General features: G+C 35.2%; 14 protein-coding genes. 5 read left to right on the forward strand and 9 right to left on the reverse strand.

Features of this window, described 5'->3' with window-relative positions; all coding sequences use genetic code 11:
• Positions 1–292: 292 nt before the first annotated feature.
• Positions 293–1,879: a PTS transporter subunit EIIC gene (locus tag D1839_RS15115; RefSeq protein WP_120380731.1), complete on the reverse strand. Its 1,587-nt coding sequence runs from the start codon at positions 1,877–1,879 to the stop codon at positions 293–295.
• Between the two features lie 720 nt (positions 1,880–2,599).
• Between D1839_RS15115 and D1839_RS15120 the strand changes: the two genes are divergently transcribed.
• Positions 2,600–3,856 carry a M20 family metallo-hydrolase gene (locus D1839_RS15120; protein ID WP_120380732.1) on the forward strand — a complete coding sequence of 419 codons (1,257 nt, stop codon included), beginning with the start codon at positions 2,600–2,602 and terminating at the stop codon, positions 3,854–3,856.
• Between the two features lie 415 nt (positions 3,857–4,271).
• Complete coding sequence (locus D1839_RS15125) at positions 4,272–4,754, forward strand: PTS sugar transporter subunit IIA (protein ID WP_120380733.1); 483 nt, start codon at positions 4,272–4,274, stop codon at positions 4,752–4,754.
• A 279-nt stretch (positions 4,755–5,033) separates the two neighbouring features.
• On the opposite strand, the gene D1839_RS15130 is transcribed toward D1839_RS15125, so the two are convergent.
• On the reverse strand, positions 5,034–5,807 hold the full coding sequence (locus tag D1839_RS15130) for a MurR/RpiR family transcriptional regulator (RefSeq protein WP_050349570.1): 774 nt from the start codon (positions 5,805–5,807) through the stop codon (positions 5,034–5,036).
• A 938-nt stretch (positions 5,808–6,745) separates the two neighbouring features.
• Here D1839_RS15130 and D1839_RS15135 point away from each other — a divergent pair.
• From D1839_RS15135 to D1839_RS21125, 3 genes are all read left to right on the forward strand, one after another.
• Positions 6,746–7,372 carry a DUF3885 domain-containing protein gene (locus D1839_RS15135; RefSeq protein ID WP_120380734.1) on the forward strand — a complete coding sequence of 209 codons (627 nt, stop codon included), beginning with the start codon at positions 6,746–6,748 and terminating at the stop codon, positions 7,370–7,372.
• 433 nt (positions 7,373–7,805) lie between these two features.
• The gene (locus tag D1839_RS21120) at positions 7,806–8,570 is read left to right on the forward strand and encodes an MFS transporter (RefSeq protein ID WP_330585551.1); all 765 of its coding nucleotides are present in this window, start codon (positions 7,806–7,808) and stop codon (positions 8,568–8,570) included.
• A gap of 4 nt (positions 8,571–8,574) precedes the next feature.
• Entirely contained in the window at positions 8,575–9,165 is a 591-nt protein-coding gene (locus D1839_RS21125; protein WP_330585552.1) for an MFS transporter, read from the forward strand.
• Between the two features lie 953 nt (positions 9,166–10,118).
• Here D1839_RS21125 and D1839_RS15145 read toward each other — a convergent pair.
• The 7 genes from D1839_RS15145 to D1839_RS15175 form a co-directional block, all read right to left on the reverse strand.
• Positions 10,119–11,516 carry an MFS transporter gene (locus D1839_RS15145; protein WP_120380735.1) on the reverse strand — a complete coding sequence of 466 codons (1,398 nt, stop codon included), beginning with the start codon at positions 11,514–11,516 and terminating at the stop codon, positions 10,119–10,121.
• 607 nt (positions 11,517–12,123) lie between these two features.
• A complete protein-coding gene (gene fucU / locus D1839_RS15150) occupies positions 12,124–12,546 on the reverse strand; it encodes an L-fucose mutarotase (protein ID WP_120380736.1) in 423 nt (140 codons plus the stop codon).
• 15 nt (positions 12,547–12,561) lie between these two features.
• Complete coding sequence (locus tag D1839_RS15155) at positions 12,562–14,040, reverse strand: rhamnulokinase (RefSeq protein ID WP_120380737.1); 1,479 nt, start codon at positions 14,038–14,040, stop codon at positions 12,562–12,564.
• 452 nt (positions 14,041–14,492) lie between these two features.
• Positions 14,493–15,137, reverse strand: coding sequence for an L-fuculose-phosphate aldolase (locus D1839_RS15160; protein ID WP_120380738.1), 645 nt, complete (start codon positions 15,135–15,137; stop codon positions 14,493–14,495).
• Between the two features lie 165 nt (positions 15,138–15,302).
• Positions 15,303–17,090, reverse strand: a complete 1,788-nt coding sequence (locus D1839_RS15165) for an L-fucose isomerase (RefSeq protein ID WP_120380739.1) — start codon at positions 17,088–17,090, stop codon at positions 15,303–15,305.
• Between the two features lie 482 nt (positions 17,091–17,572).
• Positions 17,573–18,334 carry a DeoR/GlpR family DNA-binding transcription regulator gene (locus D1839_RS15170; protein ID WP_120380740.1) on the reverse strand — a complete coding sequence of 254 codons (762 nt, stop codon included), beginning with the start codon at positions 18,332–18,334 and terminating at the stop codon, positions 17,573–17,575.
• A gap of 770 nt (positions 18,335–19,104) precedes the next feature.
• A complete protein-coding gene (locus D1839_RS15175) occupies positions 19,105–20,205 on the reverse strand; it encodes a class II histone deacetylase (RefSeq protein WP_120380741.1) in 1,101 nt (366 codons plus the stop codon).
• Between the last annotated feature and the right edge of the window lie 85 nt (positions 20,206–20,290).

Genomic DNA, 20,290 nt, shown 5'->3' on the forward strand with positions numbered 1-20,290 from the left:
TGTTTTTTCACTACCGCAATCGCTTTAGTGAATCTTCCCTCCTCTAAAAATGTTCATATATAAAGTAAACTTTCAGTGGGGTTTTCTTTCATCCCTCACTGATAGTTAGTACCGTAATGGTACGACCTAAAAGTTCCTTACGAAACTTAGGTGCTGCTACCTCCCGCTTAGACTTGTTGTGTATAGATTCTCCAATTCCTAATGGAGGGCCCACAGTGCCTTATAGGCGGGATAGAATGGTTCATCATGAAGACGAACCATTATTTATTAGATTTACAGTAAACATTTTATCCTATTTCCTTACTTCATTTTTTAAAGATCGTGCAGCTTGTTCTACCTTAGGACCATAGACAACTTGTAGGTTTTTCTTATCAATTTTAACCAACCCCATTGATCCCGTTGCTTTTAGCAATGATTCATTTACTAATGAGGTGTCGTTTAATACTAACCGTAATCTAGATATACAGTTATCAATTTCAACAATATTTTCTTTGCCACCTAATGCTTGTAGTATATTAGCTCCAAAATGGTTATCATCTGATGCTACAACTTCATCTCCTTGATTTAAATCAGACTCATCACTTCTACCAGGTGTTTTAATATTAAATTTCTCAATTACGAATTTAAACACAAAGTAATAAATTACAGCATACACGATGCCTACTAATACAATCAAATACCATCTCGTATACGTACCTTGTAAAATTCCAAAAATAGTTAGATCAATCATTCCGCCTCCAGCATTCCCGACAGCAACATCCATTAAAGTCATGATTAAGAAAGATAAACCTGCCATAAATGCATGGAACACCCAAAGAACTGGTGAAATAAAGATAAAAGCAAATTCTATTGGTTCCGTAATACCTGTGATAAAAGCAGTAAGTGCTGATGCAAGAAGCATTCCTTTAATCTTAGGACGCTGTTTCAAATAAGATGTCTTATACATGGCATAACATGCGGCAGGTAATCCAAATACCATAAATGCATGAGTACCTTGAGTTAGAAAGCGCGTCGATTGTCTTAATATATCAATATCAGGTTGTGATGATGCCATAACGGAGTTAAAAATCGATAATGCTCCTGATACTGTTTCACCGTCAACTACTGCTGTACCACCAATTGGTGTAAAACGAATTAATTGATTCAATACATGATGGAGTCCTGTTGGGATAAGCAACCGCTCAGAAAACCCATACATAAAAGTACCCAATGCTCCTGATTTACTTATCAAGCTTCCTAGACCATTGATGGCGCTATTAAAGTAAGGCCAGATAAAGAAAGTGATAATAGAAAGGAACGGGATTGTAACAATAATAACAATTGGCACAAAACGATTCCCACTAAAGAAGCTAAAAGCTGTAGGAAGTTGCTTCGTATGGTATCTGTTATGAATAAATGCAGTCCATAATCCTACAAGTATTCCACCAAACACTCCCATCCGGTACGTAAATACACCTAACATCGTTTCATAGGCATTAGAGATTTCAAATGCTTTGATTTGGTTTAATCCATCTTGCATTAAATATTCAACAGAAGTCGTTTCAAGTGTAATACCTTTTAATTCTAATAAATAGCCAATTACGATATGAAAAATGATAAAAGCAATCACTACAGCAAAGCCTGCAATTTCTTTATCTTCTTTTGCTAAGCCGGTAGCTACTGATATAGCAAACAAAATTGGCAGTAGACCAAACATCATAGAAACAATTGCCCGAACTCCGCCTATAAAATTTTGAACTGCTTCAAAGTTCGCAACGGTTTCCCCGACAAGAGACGGATTTTGTAGGATAGATACAATACCAAGTAACAAACCTGAAGCTACAATAATTGATAATGGCCCCATTAGCGTTTTTCCAAATTTTTGAATAGCAGTTCTCATAATTCTTCACCTTGCTCTCAATTTATATTTTATAAATAATAAAAAACTAGTAACTGAATATAATGTAACTTGTTATTCCTATTTCTTGGTATTCCTTTTTTAAAAAAAGCTGAAGGCGATCATTATTGCATGTTCTCCGGAAACATACGCTTAATCTCTAGAGATTGAAACAGATAAAAGGAAGCCCTTTCATCTCTTCTTTCTGAACACATAGTATCACTTTAAAAAATAGCCAACAATATATTTTCAGCATTTAAATTCGTTAATCTACTTTTGAATATTCATTCACATCATGAAAATATAATCAGTGGAAAATAAAGCTTATCAAATCTATAGTGAAATATTGTGATATCGCCATTTATCCTCTTATTCCACCTTATCTTTGTTATGTATAAACCTAAACCATAAATCTCCTCATTCATTTTGGTCCCATTAACCTAATCGCATCTCTACAATATTTAACTTAACTTAAGTAAATCACGCGATCACTTCCATATACAAAATTACTCCTTACTGCTTCTGCCATGATCGAGTAAATATACTGAGCAAACTATTTCAAGAATGTATTTCCATACCCCGTACATTTTTTACATAAAAGAAATTTTATTCTAAATAAGATTTAAAAATCTTAAACTCCAACATGTATTGTTCCGCTATTTATCTAGTGCTACGATGAGTCCAGAAACACTATCAATTATATAATTGAAAGGAAAGATAGGTATGGAGGTTAATCTGGCTAGAGTAATTAAAGACATCGAAACATTAGCAACTTTTACGGCAACCCCAGGTAATGGGGTTACGAGGTCATCCTACTCTCATGAAGATAAATTAGCAAAAGAATATTTGAAAAACGAAATGGAAAGAATCGGCCTAAAAGTATGGGAAGACGGATTCTCAACATTATTCGGACGTAGAGAAGGGAAAAATCCTAATGCGCCAGTAATTATGATTGGCTCGCATTATGATTCTGTAGTAAATGGCGGAGCTTTTGACGGCGTTGCCGGAACAGTCGCGGCGTTAGAAATTTTACGTGTTTTTCACGAAAATAATATTGAAAACGAATACCCGATAGAAATCATTGCGATGAATGCTGAAGAAGGTGAAACATTTGGATCAGGTACAGGAGTTTCAAATTCACGGGCACTCGTTGGAACGTTAACAGAAAAAGAACTAGATACTGTTAAAAATAGACACGGTTTAACAAAACGAGAGGCAATGAAAGAATATGGTCTAATTCCTGACTTAGAAGCGGCTAAAAGGGAAAAAGGTTCCATTAAAAACTTCATCGAACTCCATATCGAACAAGGACCTGTTCTTGATAATCATAATATTGATATTGGTTTAGTCGAATATCTTCCAGGAATCGGTAGATATAAAGTGAATTTCTATGGAAAATTAGCAGACTCTACAGCACCCATGGACAATAGACAAGATGCTATGGTTGCAGCTTCAAAATTTGTTTTAGCCGTGAACCAAATTGTTAAATCATTAAGCCCCAGCATTACCGGAACAGTAGGAGAGTTGGAAGTCTCGCCTAATTCCCATCAATTCGTACCAGAGTATGTGCAAGCCAAAGTAGAAATCAGAACTTTTGATGTAGCAACGCTTAAAAATGTTCATTTATATGACCTATTGATGAAAGAAATAAACTCTATCGAAGCAGAAACAAACGTAGAGATAGAATTGATCGAAATGGCTCGAGTAGGCTACAGCAACCCAACTCCACCTAGCGTAATGGTAAAAGAAAATGTAGAGCTCATGGAGAACATTTGTAAAGAGTTAGGTTATAAATATACGATCATCAACAATGGAACTGGGCATGATGCGATGATTATGGCAGATTTTGCGCCTACAAATTTTATATATGTACCAAGTAAAGAAGGTATATCCCATCATCCAGATGAATGGACAGACTATGAGGATATCAAAAAGGGCATTCATGTGATGATGCAATTAGTATATAAATTATGTAAATAATCCATAATATACATTAATATTAGATAAAGTGAACCTACAATTAGTTAGGTTTTCATTCCTCTCCCACGGCTTGTTAGCGCCGTTATGGTATGACCTTAGGATCTCTTATGAAATAAGGCATTTAGGTGCTGCTATCTTCCATCAAAACTGGTTGTAGTATGGATTTTCCAATTTTGAGAATCTTGACAGCACCTTTCATATGGGATAAATTAATCTATTCACAATAGTACAATATACAGAACTGTTCAATGGCTACAGGACACCATACGAGTAGTAAATTATCTAAATTCGCTTAACACAATAAAATACTTGAATCCTTGTGGTTCTATCTTTTATCGATTAAACAGTGTATCTATCCGAGATAAACCAGAATATTCATTTAAATACTAAACATACGATGTAGGGAGTTCGTTCAATGTTAAACTTTTTTAAAAAGAAGAATAAACCAATTAAAATAAAATCGCCAATTATGGGAACTGCACTTCCTCTATCTGAAGTTCCGGATGAAGTATTTGCTTCAAAAATGATGGGAGATGGCGTCGCTTTCGAACCGACAGAAGGCATATTATATGCACCAATGGATGGAGAAGTCATTCAAGTATTCCCGACAATGCATGCGGTAGGAATCAAATCCAATCATGGTTTAGAAATATTATTGCATATTGGAATAGACACGGTGAATTTATCAGGGGAAGGGTTTAAAAGTTTTATAGGTGTTGGCGACAAGGTTATAGTCGGGCAAAAATTAATTTCTTTTAATATAGATTTCATAAAAGAAAATGCCAAATCTGCTATCACGCCTCTTATCATTACAAATATGGACAAAGTGGAGAAAATGGAATATACCTATGGAGCTACAACAAAAGATTCTGTAGTATTAACAGTAAGTATAGCGTAGTTAAATATATCGATAAAGTGAATTTTCAATTAGTTAGGTTTTCATTCATCCTCCATGGCTTGTTAGTACCGTAATGGTATAACCTAAAGACCTTAGGGCACTTAGGTGCTGTTATCTCCGTCTTAGACTTACAGCTTACCCAAATCCTGAAGTGGGATCATCTTATATGCGGGATAAACCAACGGGAGGATTATCAGTTATACTCATTATCCCGATAATCCTCCCGTTACATTTAAAAGATCGCCTATAACATGTTCATGATCTAGCGACATACAACGTTCATTCGACCTCTTTTAGATAATTGATAAACCCCTCGTACAATAAACTTAATACCAGATTTAATGTACAAAATGATGAGTTGTTTAATTGGCTAATTTTATTTAAATTAGACACTTGATAATAAAGATTATAGTCTGCTAAATAAGCTAATTCATTTCTGGAAAAAACAGTAACTGAAACCATCGGTACCTGCTTTACAGCAATATTTCTAACCATCGAATCAATGGATTTCATATTCCCAGATAAAGAGGCAACTATTAATAAATCATTCGGAGTGATACTTTGAGAGATTAATTCAAGTTCAGTTTTACTTGGTATGATATTTAAATAAATATTATTGTTCAATAAACATCTTGAAAAGTCTTTAAGCATTAAATTTTGCCCATATCCGGTTCCATAAGCAAAAATATGATCGGACTCTAAAAATAATTGATATATTTTTTCTAAACTTTTATCCTGTTCAAAAAGTTTAATCGTTTCCTTCACATCTTTTAGTATAACTGAGCTATTGAAATATTGGTTATTTGGCACCCTGGTTTCTTTCCTGCGATCCGCTTCTTCTTTTAGAAAATAGCGAAATTCACTATAGCCATGGAAGCCTAGTTTCTTCGTTGTTCTAATGATCGTAGAAGGCGAGACATTGCAATACTTAGCAATCTCTGTTACCGTTTTATCCTTACATAACTCTATATTTTGGCTAACATAACTGATGACGTGTAAATCATTATCATTTAATTGATCATAGTATTTATTAATCAGCACCTCTAAATTCATGTTTAGGACGACCTCCCTAAATACTTCTAAGTCCTTGTAAGCTTCTGCAAAGTCGCTTTGCATTCCCTACTCCAATGACGTAGACGCAGTTTTTTTATGCTAAATTTCCCGCAACTAGAATAATGATTGAACTATATCCATCTTATTAATAACCCTCCACAACATATAACACATGCAAAAACACTTTTCCATAACCAGTTTTTCATAACCAACTGCTAAATATACCTGGGGCTAAAAGCAGATTATTTTCCATTATTATAACACACTGCATAGCAGATCTACGGCGATACTTTGCGACCTTGGTTAGTTTACTTTTATCCTTTATTAAAACAAGCGATATCCTATTAGTCTCTAAGCGGAAAATTTCTTTTGGTATGAATTATATTACATCAGGAACCCAACTAAGAATAATTGCTGGCACTGGGCTGGGATTCGAAGATGAAATAGACATTATGCTTATGAACTGTCGAACCATCTATATCTAGAGCTATTATGAACAAAACTCATACTTTTTACCTCAATATATATAAAACTATTCTCCTTTTATACAAATCTCCGCATAACTAATACTCGATAAACCATATAATTAGAAAATCAATCAGGATAACTCTTTTTCGGACTCCATAAAAAGCTTCTTTGTAGAACCTTTACATTTACTGCTTCTAGCTTCTGATTCCAAAACAGGGAATTTGAAGGAATTTTTCAAGAAATACTTGAATTTATTAAGGATTTAAGTGAAACTTCATTTAATAAGTATTTTTTTGTTGAAATTGTAGATCAAGGTTAACTTCACAACATCCGTGAACATCCTTTTTCTTCGTGGAATATATTACTGCCGACGCCGAACCCTTCTCTTCTTTATTCTGACAATCTAAATAATAACGTTTATGTAGGTTCTCTAGTATTAGCCACTACAGCACAACTAAGGAGGTTATCATTTGACATTTCACCAATGGTGGTCATCTATATATCAAAATGGCTTACATGCACCACTTTTTTATACCATGCCTGTTGGATTGCGATTTGAAATTGGACCAGTTGAATATTCAACCAGTGATCCCAACTACTTTAAAATTGCTGAACAAAGGGCGCAAATGGTTTGGAACGATTTATTTAAACCGGAAGAGGAAGTGTACGTAGTGTTACAAAAATATCATGCCCGACCAGAAACATATCGCAGGCACTGCTTCTTGAATCGCTATTTTTATGAGCGCCCTGCATTATGTCAGCTTAGTTACGAGGTCTTGCCAAATCCATATGATGATGAAGATGATAAAACAAAGCTGCACCGCTTTGCCGTGAAAACTACCGTCGCAAACGTAAAGAAAAGAGCATGGATTCAGAAGTGCATTTGGAAAGATTTTACGGGCAAGGGGATTTTCAATGATTTCGAGTTATATATAGTCCGAATAAAGGACGGCGTGGTTTATTATTTATACGATGATCGCGGTTTAGACGTGGCAGGAAAAGCGAAAACTCCTTTACAAGCATTATATGATTCTCGCACATCATTTTTATTAGAATACGATAGACAAAGAATGGATCAGCAATTTGCAGGGCCGTAATGTGGCGGTTTTATCTCTGTCTTGAAATACCCGTTCGAGAGTTTGGTTCTGAGACACGAGCGAGACCATTTGTTTCAAGTTAAATATCTCGCTGCATTCCACCGTCGTTATAATTGTAAACTTCGGCGAAAAAGTTGTGAACTCCAGCGAATTCTGGACATGAGTCCTGTGTTTTTTTAATGAATGTAAGCGTTGACATCTGTTGGATGATCTTGTATTCTTGTTTTACAAGTTAAGAGGTAGCGGAGATTAGGAGACCATACTATTTATATACTTTCATTTGCAGAAAGTATATATCTCAGTATGGTTCCTTTTATGTTAAATCTCTGTTCGCCCTCTAATTAACTTACTTTTATAAAAGGAAGGGAGAATACACCTTGTATCCCAAAGGGGAAATGGATCTCTAATATTTTTAAACATGGAGGGGAGATATGTGTTAGAATTGTTCAAACCAGCTCCGGCCAAGGAAAGATTACCAGAGGATAAGATAGATTCCGGGTATAAAAAACTTAGGTTTCAGGTCTTTATGGGAATTTTCATTGGCTATGCAGCTTACTATTTAATTCGTAAAAACTTTTCGATCGCGATGCCTTATCTGACTGAAGAAGGGTTCTCAAAGGGAGAATTAGGGTTAGCGTTATCAGCTATTTCCATTGCATATGGGATAAGTAAATTCGTCATGGCAACTGTCTCAGATAGGAGTAACGCAAGAGTTTTTCTAGTTACTGGTTTAATTTTATCTGCAACTATAAACTTGTTAATGGGATTTGTTCCTTTCTTTACTTCAACCATTACCATCATGTTTATTATGCTGTTTCTTAATGGCTGGGTTCAGGGAATGGGCTGGCCGCCATCTGGTCGTGTGCTCGTACACTGGTTTAGTGTTAGTGAACGCGGAGGCAAAACCGCTATTTGGAATGTAGCTCACAATGTTGGAGGAGGACTTATGGCTCCATTAGCCATTGGCGGTGTGTCCCTTGCGACCACATATTTCGGAGCAACTTCGATAGGATATAAAGGAGTATTTGTTCTTCCGGCTCTAGTCGCTGTTGTAATTGCAATTATTGCTTTTGTATTAATTCGTGATACTCCACAATCCGTCGGTCTACCACCGATTGAAGAACATCGTGATGACTACCCAAGTAAATCCAAAAAAACATTTGAGACTGAACTAACCACTAAAGAAAATTCTATTTAAATATGTGTTAAACAATAAATGGGTATGGGCTATTGCTATTGCCAATATATTTGTTTATTTCGTACGCTACGGTGTATTGGATTGGGCTCCAACCTATTTAAGCGAAGAAAAAGGATTTAATATGAGTGAATCAGGAATTGCTTACTTCCTATATGAATGGGCAGGTATTCCTGGTACATTATTATGTGGTTATATTTCTGATAAAGTATTTAAAGGACGTCGTGGACCAGCGGGTGTAGTGTTTATGATCGGGGTAATGATTGCAGTGCTTGTATATTGGTTTAACCCCGCCGGTAATCCTCTGATTGACAACATGGCATTAATCGCTATTGGTTTCTTAATTTATGGTCCGGTTATGCTAATTGGTTTACAGGCGCTTGATTTTGTACCTAAAAAAGCTGCAGGTACTGCTGCTGGATTAACTGGTTTCTTTGGATATATCGGTGGTGCCGTATCAGCGAACGCTATTATGGGATTTGTTGTGCAACACTTCAGCTGGGATGCAGGATTTATGCTGTTAACCGTGTCTTGCATACTTTCGGTTGGTTTATTTGCCATCACATGGAATGTACGTGGACAGGAAGTTGTAAAATAAAACTAATTAAACTTTATGGCGGGTATAAATTTCATAATGTCAGGTCAATAACTTTTTAGTTCCTTTATAATATATTTTAGTTAGTCAATTGTTCCTTTTTCTTTAAAAGAACAATAGTATGTGGTATTTACCAGTTGGTTTAAAAAGGTACGTTATTTAGTTTGCTATTAAAGTCATTTTGGGTATCAATTGAAAATGGAGCACTATCTTCTCTATTATCTACATTTAATAATGAACATGAATAGAACATAAGCGCTCCTTAATGGTTCTTGAGCGAATAAAAGGATATCGTCACGTAAGCTTTACGAAAAATATAAATTGCACATATTATTGAAAGAAAAGGTTGTATGAAAGTGCGAAAAATTTCCACCAATCTCCCTTTATAGCTGAATATGAAGAGGCTCTCTGTCTAAAGTGAATCAGCTTTTTAGCAGTAAATTAATCTTCAATAAGTAAGGATTTCCTTCCAGCTCCTATTGGTTGTGCCATAATGGGATAATACCGCTTATGAAGTTGGGAGTTCATGTTGCTGTTATCCTCCATTTACACTTGTTACAGTCCAGATTAGCCAACGACTACCAAAATGGAAGTTTTACAGCTCCTTATATAAAGCCCTTCTTGTAGTTAGTGCAAACACTGAAAAAGTTCTTTTCTAAAAAACCTAAAAATCAATTTCTAAGTTCACGTAGTATATAAGCGTGTTTTTAGGATTTTACGTTCATTCCCCCCATTCATTGTGGGGGGAATAGGAACGCACTACTTTTTTCAAGGCTTTAACAGCTTTTGAATGTCACTTTTATCCACAACACGATATTTTTTCCTTTTTATTTATTAGTTGATGATTACCTTTGGTACAGATTCTTTATTAGGATATTTTGCAATTATAATCAGTAGAACAGAGATTATGAAGCAAAAATCCTTAGCTACTTCATTTTTAATTTCAACCTGTAACGCTAGTTTTTAACTGCTGCCCTTTCTCTAATATCATTTACAATTTTTGAATAAAAAGTATCTAAGTCATAAAAATAAAATAAGACAATTAGTAATACTCCTAAAACTGCAGGTGCAAGTATAAAAAGAAATGTAATAGCATCGTATACAGCTGCAGGTTGCGTTGTGCCAATGCTGCTAATATACCCGTTTGCTCCTAAAAACAATCCTACTCCCCCAGAAGCTGCTCCTGTTCCTACTGTTGTGGCGAAAGTTCCACCAGCAAACGTAAGTCCTTCGTTTCGCAAACCATTTTTCCATTCACCATAATCAATAACATCAGCAAGCATAGCATATGCAGTCCCCATAATTGGAGAAAATCCCAGGCCTCGAATAACGGAGCTAATCCCGATAAGCACAAGGCTAGTTGAATCAAATAACATGAATAAACTGCTAGCAATCAGAGCAATTAACCCAATAATTATGGTTTTTCTTCTTCCAAGTCTTTTAATCACAAAAGAAATCGTTAAAAAACCAACAAGTAATCCACCCGTAAAGAAAGTATTAAGCGCCCCAACATATTTAGCATTGTTTAAAATATGCTCTGCGTAATAGACGTTCACGTTATTTAACATAAACAATAATGACCACGCAAAAAGTATAATAAAGAATAAGATAATCCAATATTTATTCGTCACTACTAACTTTAATGATCGACCGAACGAAAGATTCTCTTGCTCCTCAGAATCAGCTGCAGATTGTACTCGTTCCTTAGTATTTCGGAAAGTGAAAAGGAAAACGAGAGACATCCCAATTGCATATAGAATCATTACATACGTCCAGGATATTGCTTTTCCTCCAAACATTTCGACAAGAGGCATTGTAATTGCACCTAGTATAATAGACATCGCAAAATAAGAAATCATGCGCAAAATATTTAAGTCACTTCTTACATTCTGATTTCTTGATATTAAACTCCCTAAAGTCCCATACGGTATATTACTTGCTGTGTATGCTATAAAATATACGTTAATAATAACAGCGACATATACTAAAGTTGCTGTTTCGCCCCAACCAGTTGGTATTGAAAATGATAGTACCAATGTTATTGCGAAAGGAATAATTGTCCATAAAACCCATGGACGAGCTTTTCCATGTTTGGAAGTAGTTTTATCAACAAAGTGTCCCATTATAACATTTGTAGCAGCATCAAAAAATCGACTAAAAAACAAAATTGCTCCTAATATTGTTGCATTTATACCAACATAATCTGTTAAATAAAACATTGAAAAAGAAGCAACACTTATTGCCGCAAAAGCAGTGGCTCCATCTCCAAGCCCATATGCTAATTTTTCTTTAAAAGCTATTGCTTCGCTTTCATATATCGATTTGTTATTTACAAGCTTTTTTCCAGAAATCATTTCATCTTTCTCCTTCAACTAAATAGTAAAAAATCAATGGCTAAACCTTGGCTATTTGGTTTCACTGCAAACTAACTACATCGGAACATAATACTACAGATTCGAATGTGTACTAAATAGTAGCTTTAATACTTCTTTTTCACGTACCAATTCGACTTTAATCTACAAGCTGATTAAAATGATAACGGAAAAACCAAAACATAATTGGCTTGGTGAAAAAGCTTATACATTATCACCACATGAATTAAGAATTTTTGTTCTGTTGATGGCTTACCGAGATACCGAGCGATGGTAAAAATATCATTATTCGTTCTATTAGCGCAAGACTTGACTAGGTACTATTGTTGGAATTGTAATCGAATACAAGTAACAAAAAAGTGTTTCATTTTCCTGCCTAAAAAGAGATTACACAATGAATGACCAGGTAATTATCCGGAAATTATGACACCCATGGAATATCAAGTTCCTTCAAGACGAATAGCAAATCTCTTCAGAATCTTTAAGGCACAATAACCATTTATTGTGATTATATTCACAATAAATTTAATGCTTATATAAAAACACACCGTAAATTAACATATACTTTTTTTATCCTGCAAAAGTTGAGTTATATTACCCCTTTTTTTATAATTACATTTCCATATAACGCTGTTTCACCAGTAATAAGAACTGCAAAAGCGCCTTGTGCTTGTTTATAAAAATCAAATCGTCCCATATATTTAACTTGAGCATTCGGATGTTCTCGCTCAATAACTTCTGAATACGCATTCCATATTACGGGTTCAACATCATCACCTTCAACAACTTCCATTAACGCATATTGATAATTAGAATATTTATCGAGTGGAAATAACTCTAAAATTGCCTTTAACAACTCGGGAACAGTGTGCCCATCCGCTCTTACTACTCTTTGCCCGACCCTTTCTGCCGGAAAGTTAGCATCTGAAATGACTAATTCATCCCCATGACCCATTTCCATTAATATTTTCACTAAATTCGGACTTAATATAGACGGTATTTTTTTTAACATATTATTTGTCCCCTTTCATATTAAGATATTACAAAATTGATTATATTTATCTTCTAAACAGGCAGTTTTGCGAGGTTTATAAATTTTAATTTCCTCAGAGTTTTTAATTAATGCAACAATATCTTCTCTTCTATTTATTAACCCTAAAGTTATGAGCTGTGAAATTATATTTCCTAAAGAACTTGCTTCTATGGGGCCTGCTATTACTTCTCTATTCGTAAAATCTGCTGTAAGTTGACATAATAATTCGTTTTGGATTCCTCCTCCTACCATTTGTATTTGGTTAATTTGACGATGAGTAATATCTTCTATCTGTTCAATTGTATTTCGATAAGACATTGCTAAGCTTTCTAAAATCACTCTAACCAAACGCCTCTTAGCTTTTGGAATTTCTTGGTTAGTTTTCATGCAAAAGTTTTGTATCTTTTCTTCCATATTTCCTAGTTTGGAAAAAGGATCAGCATTAGGATTAATGTACGATTTATTATCTTCTATTTCATCCGCGAGAGCGGCGAGAGTTTTATGTGCTAACCTCTCTCCTTTTAGAGACCATTCACGTCTTAATTCATTGTAAATCCACAATCCTGTTGTATTTTTTAAAATGCGATAATTACCACCAAACGTGCCTTCATTCGTTAGCCCGGCTACAAAGGCCTCATTTGTGATTACAGGATGCGTGGATTCAACACCAACTAAAGACCAAGTTCCACTGCTAATAAAAGCAGTTTCTTGAATGGAGTTTAAGTATGGGATAGCTAATACTGCACTCGCTGTGTCATGACTTCCTCCGGCTACGACCTTGAACGCGTCTACCCTTAATTCATTACATAACTCAGGTGTTAAGGTACCTACAGTTTTACCTCCCTTTGAAATAGTGGAAAACCAATCAATTGGTATACCAATTTTTTCCATTATTTGCTTAGAAAACTGTCTGGAGTTTACATCTAATAAGCCACTCGTGCTCGAAATTGTATATTCGTTAATTATTTGACCCGACAATAAGTAGGTAATAAGATCAGGCATAAATAACACTTTTTTTACTATTTTCTTCAGATATGGTTTACTAGTTAGATCTGCGTGGATTTGGTTAATGCTATTAATTAAATCTGGTTGAACTCCAGTTTTTGTAAAGAAGTCTACTTTTGATAACTTATTATAGAATTTATTTTCATATTTTTTCGTTCTTTGATCACGATAACTGAGTGGATTAGAGATAAGATCACCATCTTTATCAAGATAACAGTAATCTACCCCCCAAGTGTCTACCGCAATTGATTCAATAGGTATCCCATCATTAGAAGATTTTACAATGCCTTTTTTAATTTGTTGAAAAAGATTTAATACATCCCAATATAAATTATCTCCAACAGATATAGGATGATTATTAAATCGATGAACTTCATATAGTTCAACTTTTTTACCATCAAATAACCCCTGCATAACTCTTCCTGAGCTTGCCCCTAAATCAACGGCTAAAATTTTTTTATAAGCCATTAGTTATTCACCTCACTTATTCTAATATAAAGTAACCATTGCTTAACTAAACCTTATATAGAATTGATATTGAAAGGGAAGTAAGGCTATAATAATACTAGGAAAATCTTTTTTAAAATAATTAGATCATGAGTTTGTGTTTTCAGTACGCTTTGGATTAAGAAACAAATAGGAGATTGATATCCTTTAGCCAACTCACAATCCAACTATAAATGTTGTTTGGTTGAAAAAGAAGTCCATAGCAACAGATAATATCTGTTGCTGGAAATAGCCATCTTTCCCTTGACTCGTATATCCAAGACTAGTTAAAGACTTTGAAAATACCTTTAAAAAATGATGCATATTGAATTAGGTTATGGTGTTATTCGTAAATAAAAGGGTTTAACACGTTTTTAGGATTGAGGCTCCAGCAAAGTAAGGAGCAACGGTAGAATTGACCAAACTTGAATCCTTTATTGTCCATAAGTAACAAATCTAGTAACCATCTTATCCATTTCTTCATCTGATAGAATTACGGGATTTCCAACTGCTTTTGATTGCCAATATAAACGAGCACAAAATTCCAATTGCTCCGTGATCGCAAATGCCTCGTCAAGGTTACTGCCGACTACATTTATACCGTGGTTCGCAAGCAATACGGCTTTCCTTCCCTCCATTGCTTTAAATGCATTCTCAGCTAGCTCTTTCGTTCCATAAGCCGCATATTCAGCACAGCGGACATTCTTCCCACCGGAATGAGCCACAAGATAGTCAATAGCTGGTAAATCTTCTCGCAAACAGGATATTGTAGTTGAATATAACGCATGAGTATGAATCATAGCATTCACATCCTTGCGATTTTGATAAACAACTGCATGCATTTGATATTCGCTGGAAGGTTTTAAGGTACCCTCAATAATTTTTCCGTTCAAATCCATGATCACAATATCTTCCTCTTGCAATTTATAGTAATCCATACCACTTGGAGTGATTGCCATATAACCAGATTTTTTATCAAAAAGACTAATATTTCCTCCAGTGCCGACTGTTAACCCAGAATCAATTAATTTCTTTCCGTACTCGACTAGTTGTATTCGTTCCTTTTCTAACAGACCCATATATATACCTCCATTGTAGCTTAAAAATTAAATTATAAAACTAATTACAATTTATCGCCTATTCTCTAATCGGCCAGATGTTTTCTTCATTTTGGTAGAAATTCGAGTGCTTTTTAGAATATGTTCTCCGCTTGGAATGGATACCCCATTCCAAGCGAGGAGGTATTATTTATATAGTGGACCATATTCCTGACATGCTTCAAAATCAGTTCGCTCTTTTTCTTTGGTTCCAAAACCAGTAAAGGAATGTGGTCTAAAAATCCTTTCATCCTCAACGTTATGCAGCACTACCGGAATACGCAGCATACTTGCTAAGGTAATGAATTCGTGTCCGACATGTCCATAAACCGAAGCACTATGATTTGAGCCCCAATTAGCCATTACATTATAAACAGTCTCAAACCCTGCCGCCCCTAATTTAGGTGCAAACCAAGTTGTCGGCCACGTTTTATCAGTACGTTCATCTAAGATATCGGAGAGCTCTTTATCTAGAGCGCAGCTGTAACCTTCAGCAATTTGCAGAGTTGGACCTACTCCTTTAACGAGATTTACTCGAGCCATTGTCATTGGCATTTCAACATCGGTATAGAATCTCGATGAAAATCCTCCTCCACGAAAATATTCATAATTAGCTCTATTCCATTCTACTTTGGCCATGATTTTCTCTATATCATCTTCAGTCATATTCCAAAATTCCTTCATGATAGGATTATCATGTTTATCTGTTAATGGACCAGCCCAATCTAAAGCGGAAGCTCCTGAATTCTTTAAATGAATTACTCCATTTTTGGCTTTTCCACCTAATTTATGACCCGTCACCCGCTCAACAGATTCTGGACTCCAGTAAGTTCTTACATCAGAAAATAGTGGTGCTTTGTTAGTCAATAAAGTTCCAAAGAGCATGGAAACTCCATTCAACGTATCATTTTCTGTCGCAAATGCAGTCACTGGTCTTGGCCCATTCCAGTCAAAAGTTGAAGTCATAATAGCTTCCGTAAAATCTCCATTAGGTAACCAATCTGTCCATTGTCTTTGCCCTTGGAAGCCTCCAGAAATAGCATTACGACCTTTAGCTTCTTCTTCCCACCCTAATTCTGCCAATGTTTCATTACTGTATAAAATATCTCGAGTTATGATCGCATGCTTTGCAATAAATTCCCAATCTTCTTCGGCAGGAATAACTTTTGATTTTTCAATGATTTTTGGGAAATCCTTTCCTTCATTGATATCAGTACCTTCTTTACAATACTTCTTAATCCAAGCCAATGCTTTTTCATATTCTTTTTTATCGTAAATCTCCAGTTTCATTCTTCTTAAGATCTCTGTCATATCAACATATTCGACAGTCATTCCTAAATATTTATTAAAGAAGTCATCATCAGCTTGAGACCCAACAATTCCCATACAGGAGGAACCAATATTGACATAAGACTTTCCTTGCATTTGCCCTACAGCAAATACCCCTTTAGCAAAGGTTAAAATTTGATCTTCTACTTCTTTAGGGATACTATCATCATCTAAATCCTGAATTTCCTCTCCGTAAATCTTATACGTTGGGTATCCTTTTTCTGCATATGCAGCCATCGCGGCTGCAACATAAACCGCTCCAGGTCTTTGTGTTCCATTAAAACCCCAAATACCTTTAATTGTGTTCGGATTTAAGTCTAATGTTTCTGTTCCATAATTCCATGACGCTGTTACAGACAGTGTACCAACGATATTTTCTTCTTTAAACAGTTCATCAACAGCTCCAGCGTCCCCTCTTCCACCAATCGTTCGATCTGCTAAAACACACTGAACAGAAGTTCCGTCTGCATAGCGAAGGTTATTTTCAATCAGTTCTTTTGCTGACCGAGCCATTGTCATCGTTTTTTCTTCCAAAGATTCTCTTACACCGCCATGACGGCCGTCTATAATAGGTCTGATACCAAGTTTAGGATAACTTAAAGCCATTAATATTCTCTCCTTTACATTTTCTGTCCACTAAATAAAATATATATCCTAGGGAAAGCGATTTCAATGGTCTGAAGGGGTATTGGCTTTTGTTCAAAAACATTATCTTTTTCGTTCAAATTTGTTCAAGAATACGCTAAGTATGGTATTTTTGAGATACTGGATAATGGGTATAATGATCATAAAAGGAGGGGTAAAGAGGATTGTTTAGAAGGAAAAATGGGGGTTTTGTCCACGTTTCAAGAACTAGAGCATAGCCTGGACCAATAGTCGGTTAACTTGGATAAATTAACCGTAGAAGTAAAATAAAATACACTATAAAGAGAAGCAGAGAAAGAAAATAAATGGTCCGGAACAGAGCATATCCACAAAAAATTGAAAGTATGGAAGGATCAAGAACTTACTTATGACTAACGCATTAAAGGAGAAGAGGTTTCAAAATCAAAATTTTGTTTTTTTATGGAGAAATCATTTATATAAAATTAACAACCAGGCCAAACAACTTCACAATCTTGATTTAGATTATTGAGAAATTTATCATCTGGTTTTTTATCTGTGATTATGTGATTAATTTCACTAAAATGAGCTAATTTAAAAAAGTGCCTGGTATCAAATTTTGAAGAATCAACTAATAATATAGTCTTTTTGGTGTTACTTATCATTTTTTGTTTAATTAAAGCCTGGTTATAGTCGGCTTCATAACTACCAATATTATCAATACCTCTACAACTAAAAATAGCAATATCTGTATAAAAGTTATCAAGAAAGTTTACTGCAAAGTTTCCAAGTATCGAATTTGTCCCGTGAATAACTTCTCCTCCTGTAATAAATAATGAGACATTAGGCATTTTATTCAAGTGAGGGGCTAGATCAACACTGTTTGTTATAATCCGCAAATTGTCAATTTCTGTTAGAAAAGGAAGAATAAAAGAAGCCGTAGAAGAACTATCTAAAAAAATGGCTTGGTTCGATCCAATAAAAGTAGAAGCTATTTCTGCTATTGAATATTTAAGTTTTACGTGCTCATCTAACCTGGATTCATAAGAATAATCCATGTTTTTAGGTATTGATAATCTTACTTCCCCGTGTTCTCTAATTACCCTCCCTTGTTTTTCTAATTCAATTAAATCACGTCTTATAGTGGAAGTACTACTATATAATATAGATTCCAATTTACGAGTTGAGATGACTTTTCTTTTCTTTAATATTTCCATAATTTTAGTTTGCCTTTCAATCATTGCCATTTCTATTCCCTCCTATTTTACATGGGAAATTTTCAATAATATATTGCCAATAATTGCATCAAATATTTATACAATTACTATATGTGTAGAGCAAAACACTGTCAATTAGCTTGTGGAATTAAGATAACTAAGGTTGAGTTTGCTATTCAGACTTTTTCTAAGTATTAAGAGACGTATTAGAATTCATTATCCTGTTTTCCCATTGTTTTTAAATATACTCATTATTACTAAAGTCATACTGATCCCCTTAACTTTCGAACTTTAATTTTTGATTATAATGGGCTGTGTTAAAGTATATTATTTATTTGTTCACTTTTGGATCAGCAAAAATAGATGTAATACCCTTTATGATAGGTCTAAAAAATAAAATGCATGACCAAAGGAGATAAATGTGATGATCTCCTTAGAAACTAACTAGAGGACTTCATCTCTGACATGTGGATACGCCTTTTCTCATTTACTTTGAAATTGTTCTAATGCCAGTAGGACTTCTTTTTTATCTTTAACGCAATAAGTAATTTTAAAGTTGGCAAGAATTTCTGTTACGGTTTTTAACAAGCACAATTTCTGAGCGATATTATGAGTAACATGGCCAGACCACTTGATTAGGAAACATGGTGAGGTAACAAACCAATGATGACTTATCGTAGGGCAATGGAGTGAAGTCGCCTAGTTGCTGGGCACTAGAGCCGGACATAGCTTATTTGGTTCATTTCGTTATCCCAAAGCCAAAATCTTTATACTCTTTCTTATCTCTTAATAAAGCTGTTTTACAAATCCCAATACTTCCTCTGAACACCAATTACTTTATGAACCGCCTCCATCTGATTCGGATACAAAGGGCCTTCATGGTACCCCTGATCAAATGGGTCGTCAATTCCACTCTTTTTCCCAGATAACGCTTCCATAACTTTTAATGTACAAAAAGGAACGTATGCTGTACTGTATCCACCTTCGTGGCAAGCGACTAAGCGTCCACTACAATGCTTTTCAGCCAATTGTTTCACTCTTAATCCCATGTCGTAAAACCCCTCTGCTGTAACGAGCATTCTTCCTAAAGGATCAAATCGGCTTGGATCTTGACCAGCTGATACGAAAATAAATTCTGGCTGAAATTGGTTTACAATTGGCTCCACTACATGCTCAAATGCATACTGATACCCTTCATTTCCAGTTCCGGCTGGTAATTCAATATTTACGTTAAAGCCCTCACCTTCTCCCTCACCTATATACGTAATCTCCCCACGATTTTTCGGAAAAATGTTCTCTTGGTGAATAGAAATAAAGAGTACATCTCGATTAGAGCAAAAAGCGCTCTCCGTCCCATTTCCATGATGCACATCCCAATCTAGAATCAGAATCCGCTTCAAACCATATTGCTTATGTAAATACTTTGCACCGATCGCAACATTATTGACTAAGCAAAAACCCATCCCTTCTCCAAATTCAGCATGATGACCAGGCGGACGTGTAAGAGCATAGACATTTTGCACTTCTCCTTGCATGACTGCATCCACAGCAGTCAACACCCCGCCAGCCGATAATAGGGCAATTTCATACGAATTCGGACCTACAATTGCATGCTCTCCTACATCACCACCACCTGCATCACTTAGCTGCTTTAGCCGTTTAATATACGCCGCGTCATGATTCATTTCTATTTCCTGTTTTGTCGCTGTTCTCGGTTCAATAAGCTGGAATTCTTTAATAAATTTCGAACGATCTAGTAAATTTTTAACCCGACGCTTCGTTTCTGGATTTTCAGCATGGATATCCTCTTGAATCCAACCACCAGAACTAAGATTTAATGCTCCATTGCCAGTTTGATGCCAAAAATAGCTTTCATCATAAATAAATCCCGTTTTTTTCATGAATAATCCTCCTCGTATATTATGTTTAGGCATTATTTTTCCGCCTATTATTCCTTACTAATTTGCTTGTAAATATGTCAATTTC

Source organism: Roseburia sp. 1XD42-34 (genome assembly GCF_009917385.1).
In the GTDB taxonomy this organism is placed as follows: Bacteria; Bacillota; Bacilli; order Bacillales; family Amphibacillaceae; genus Virgibacillus.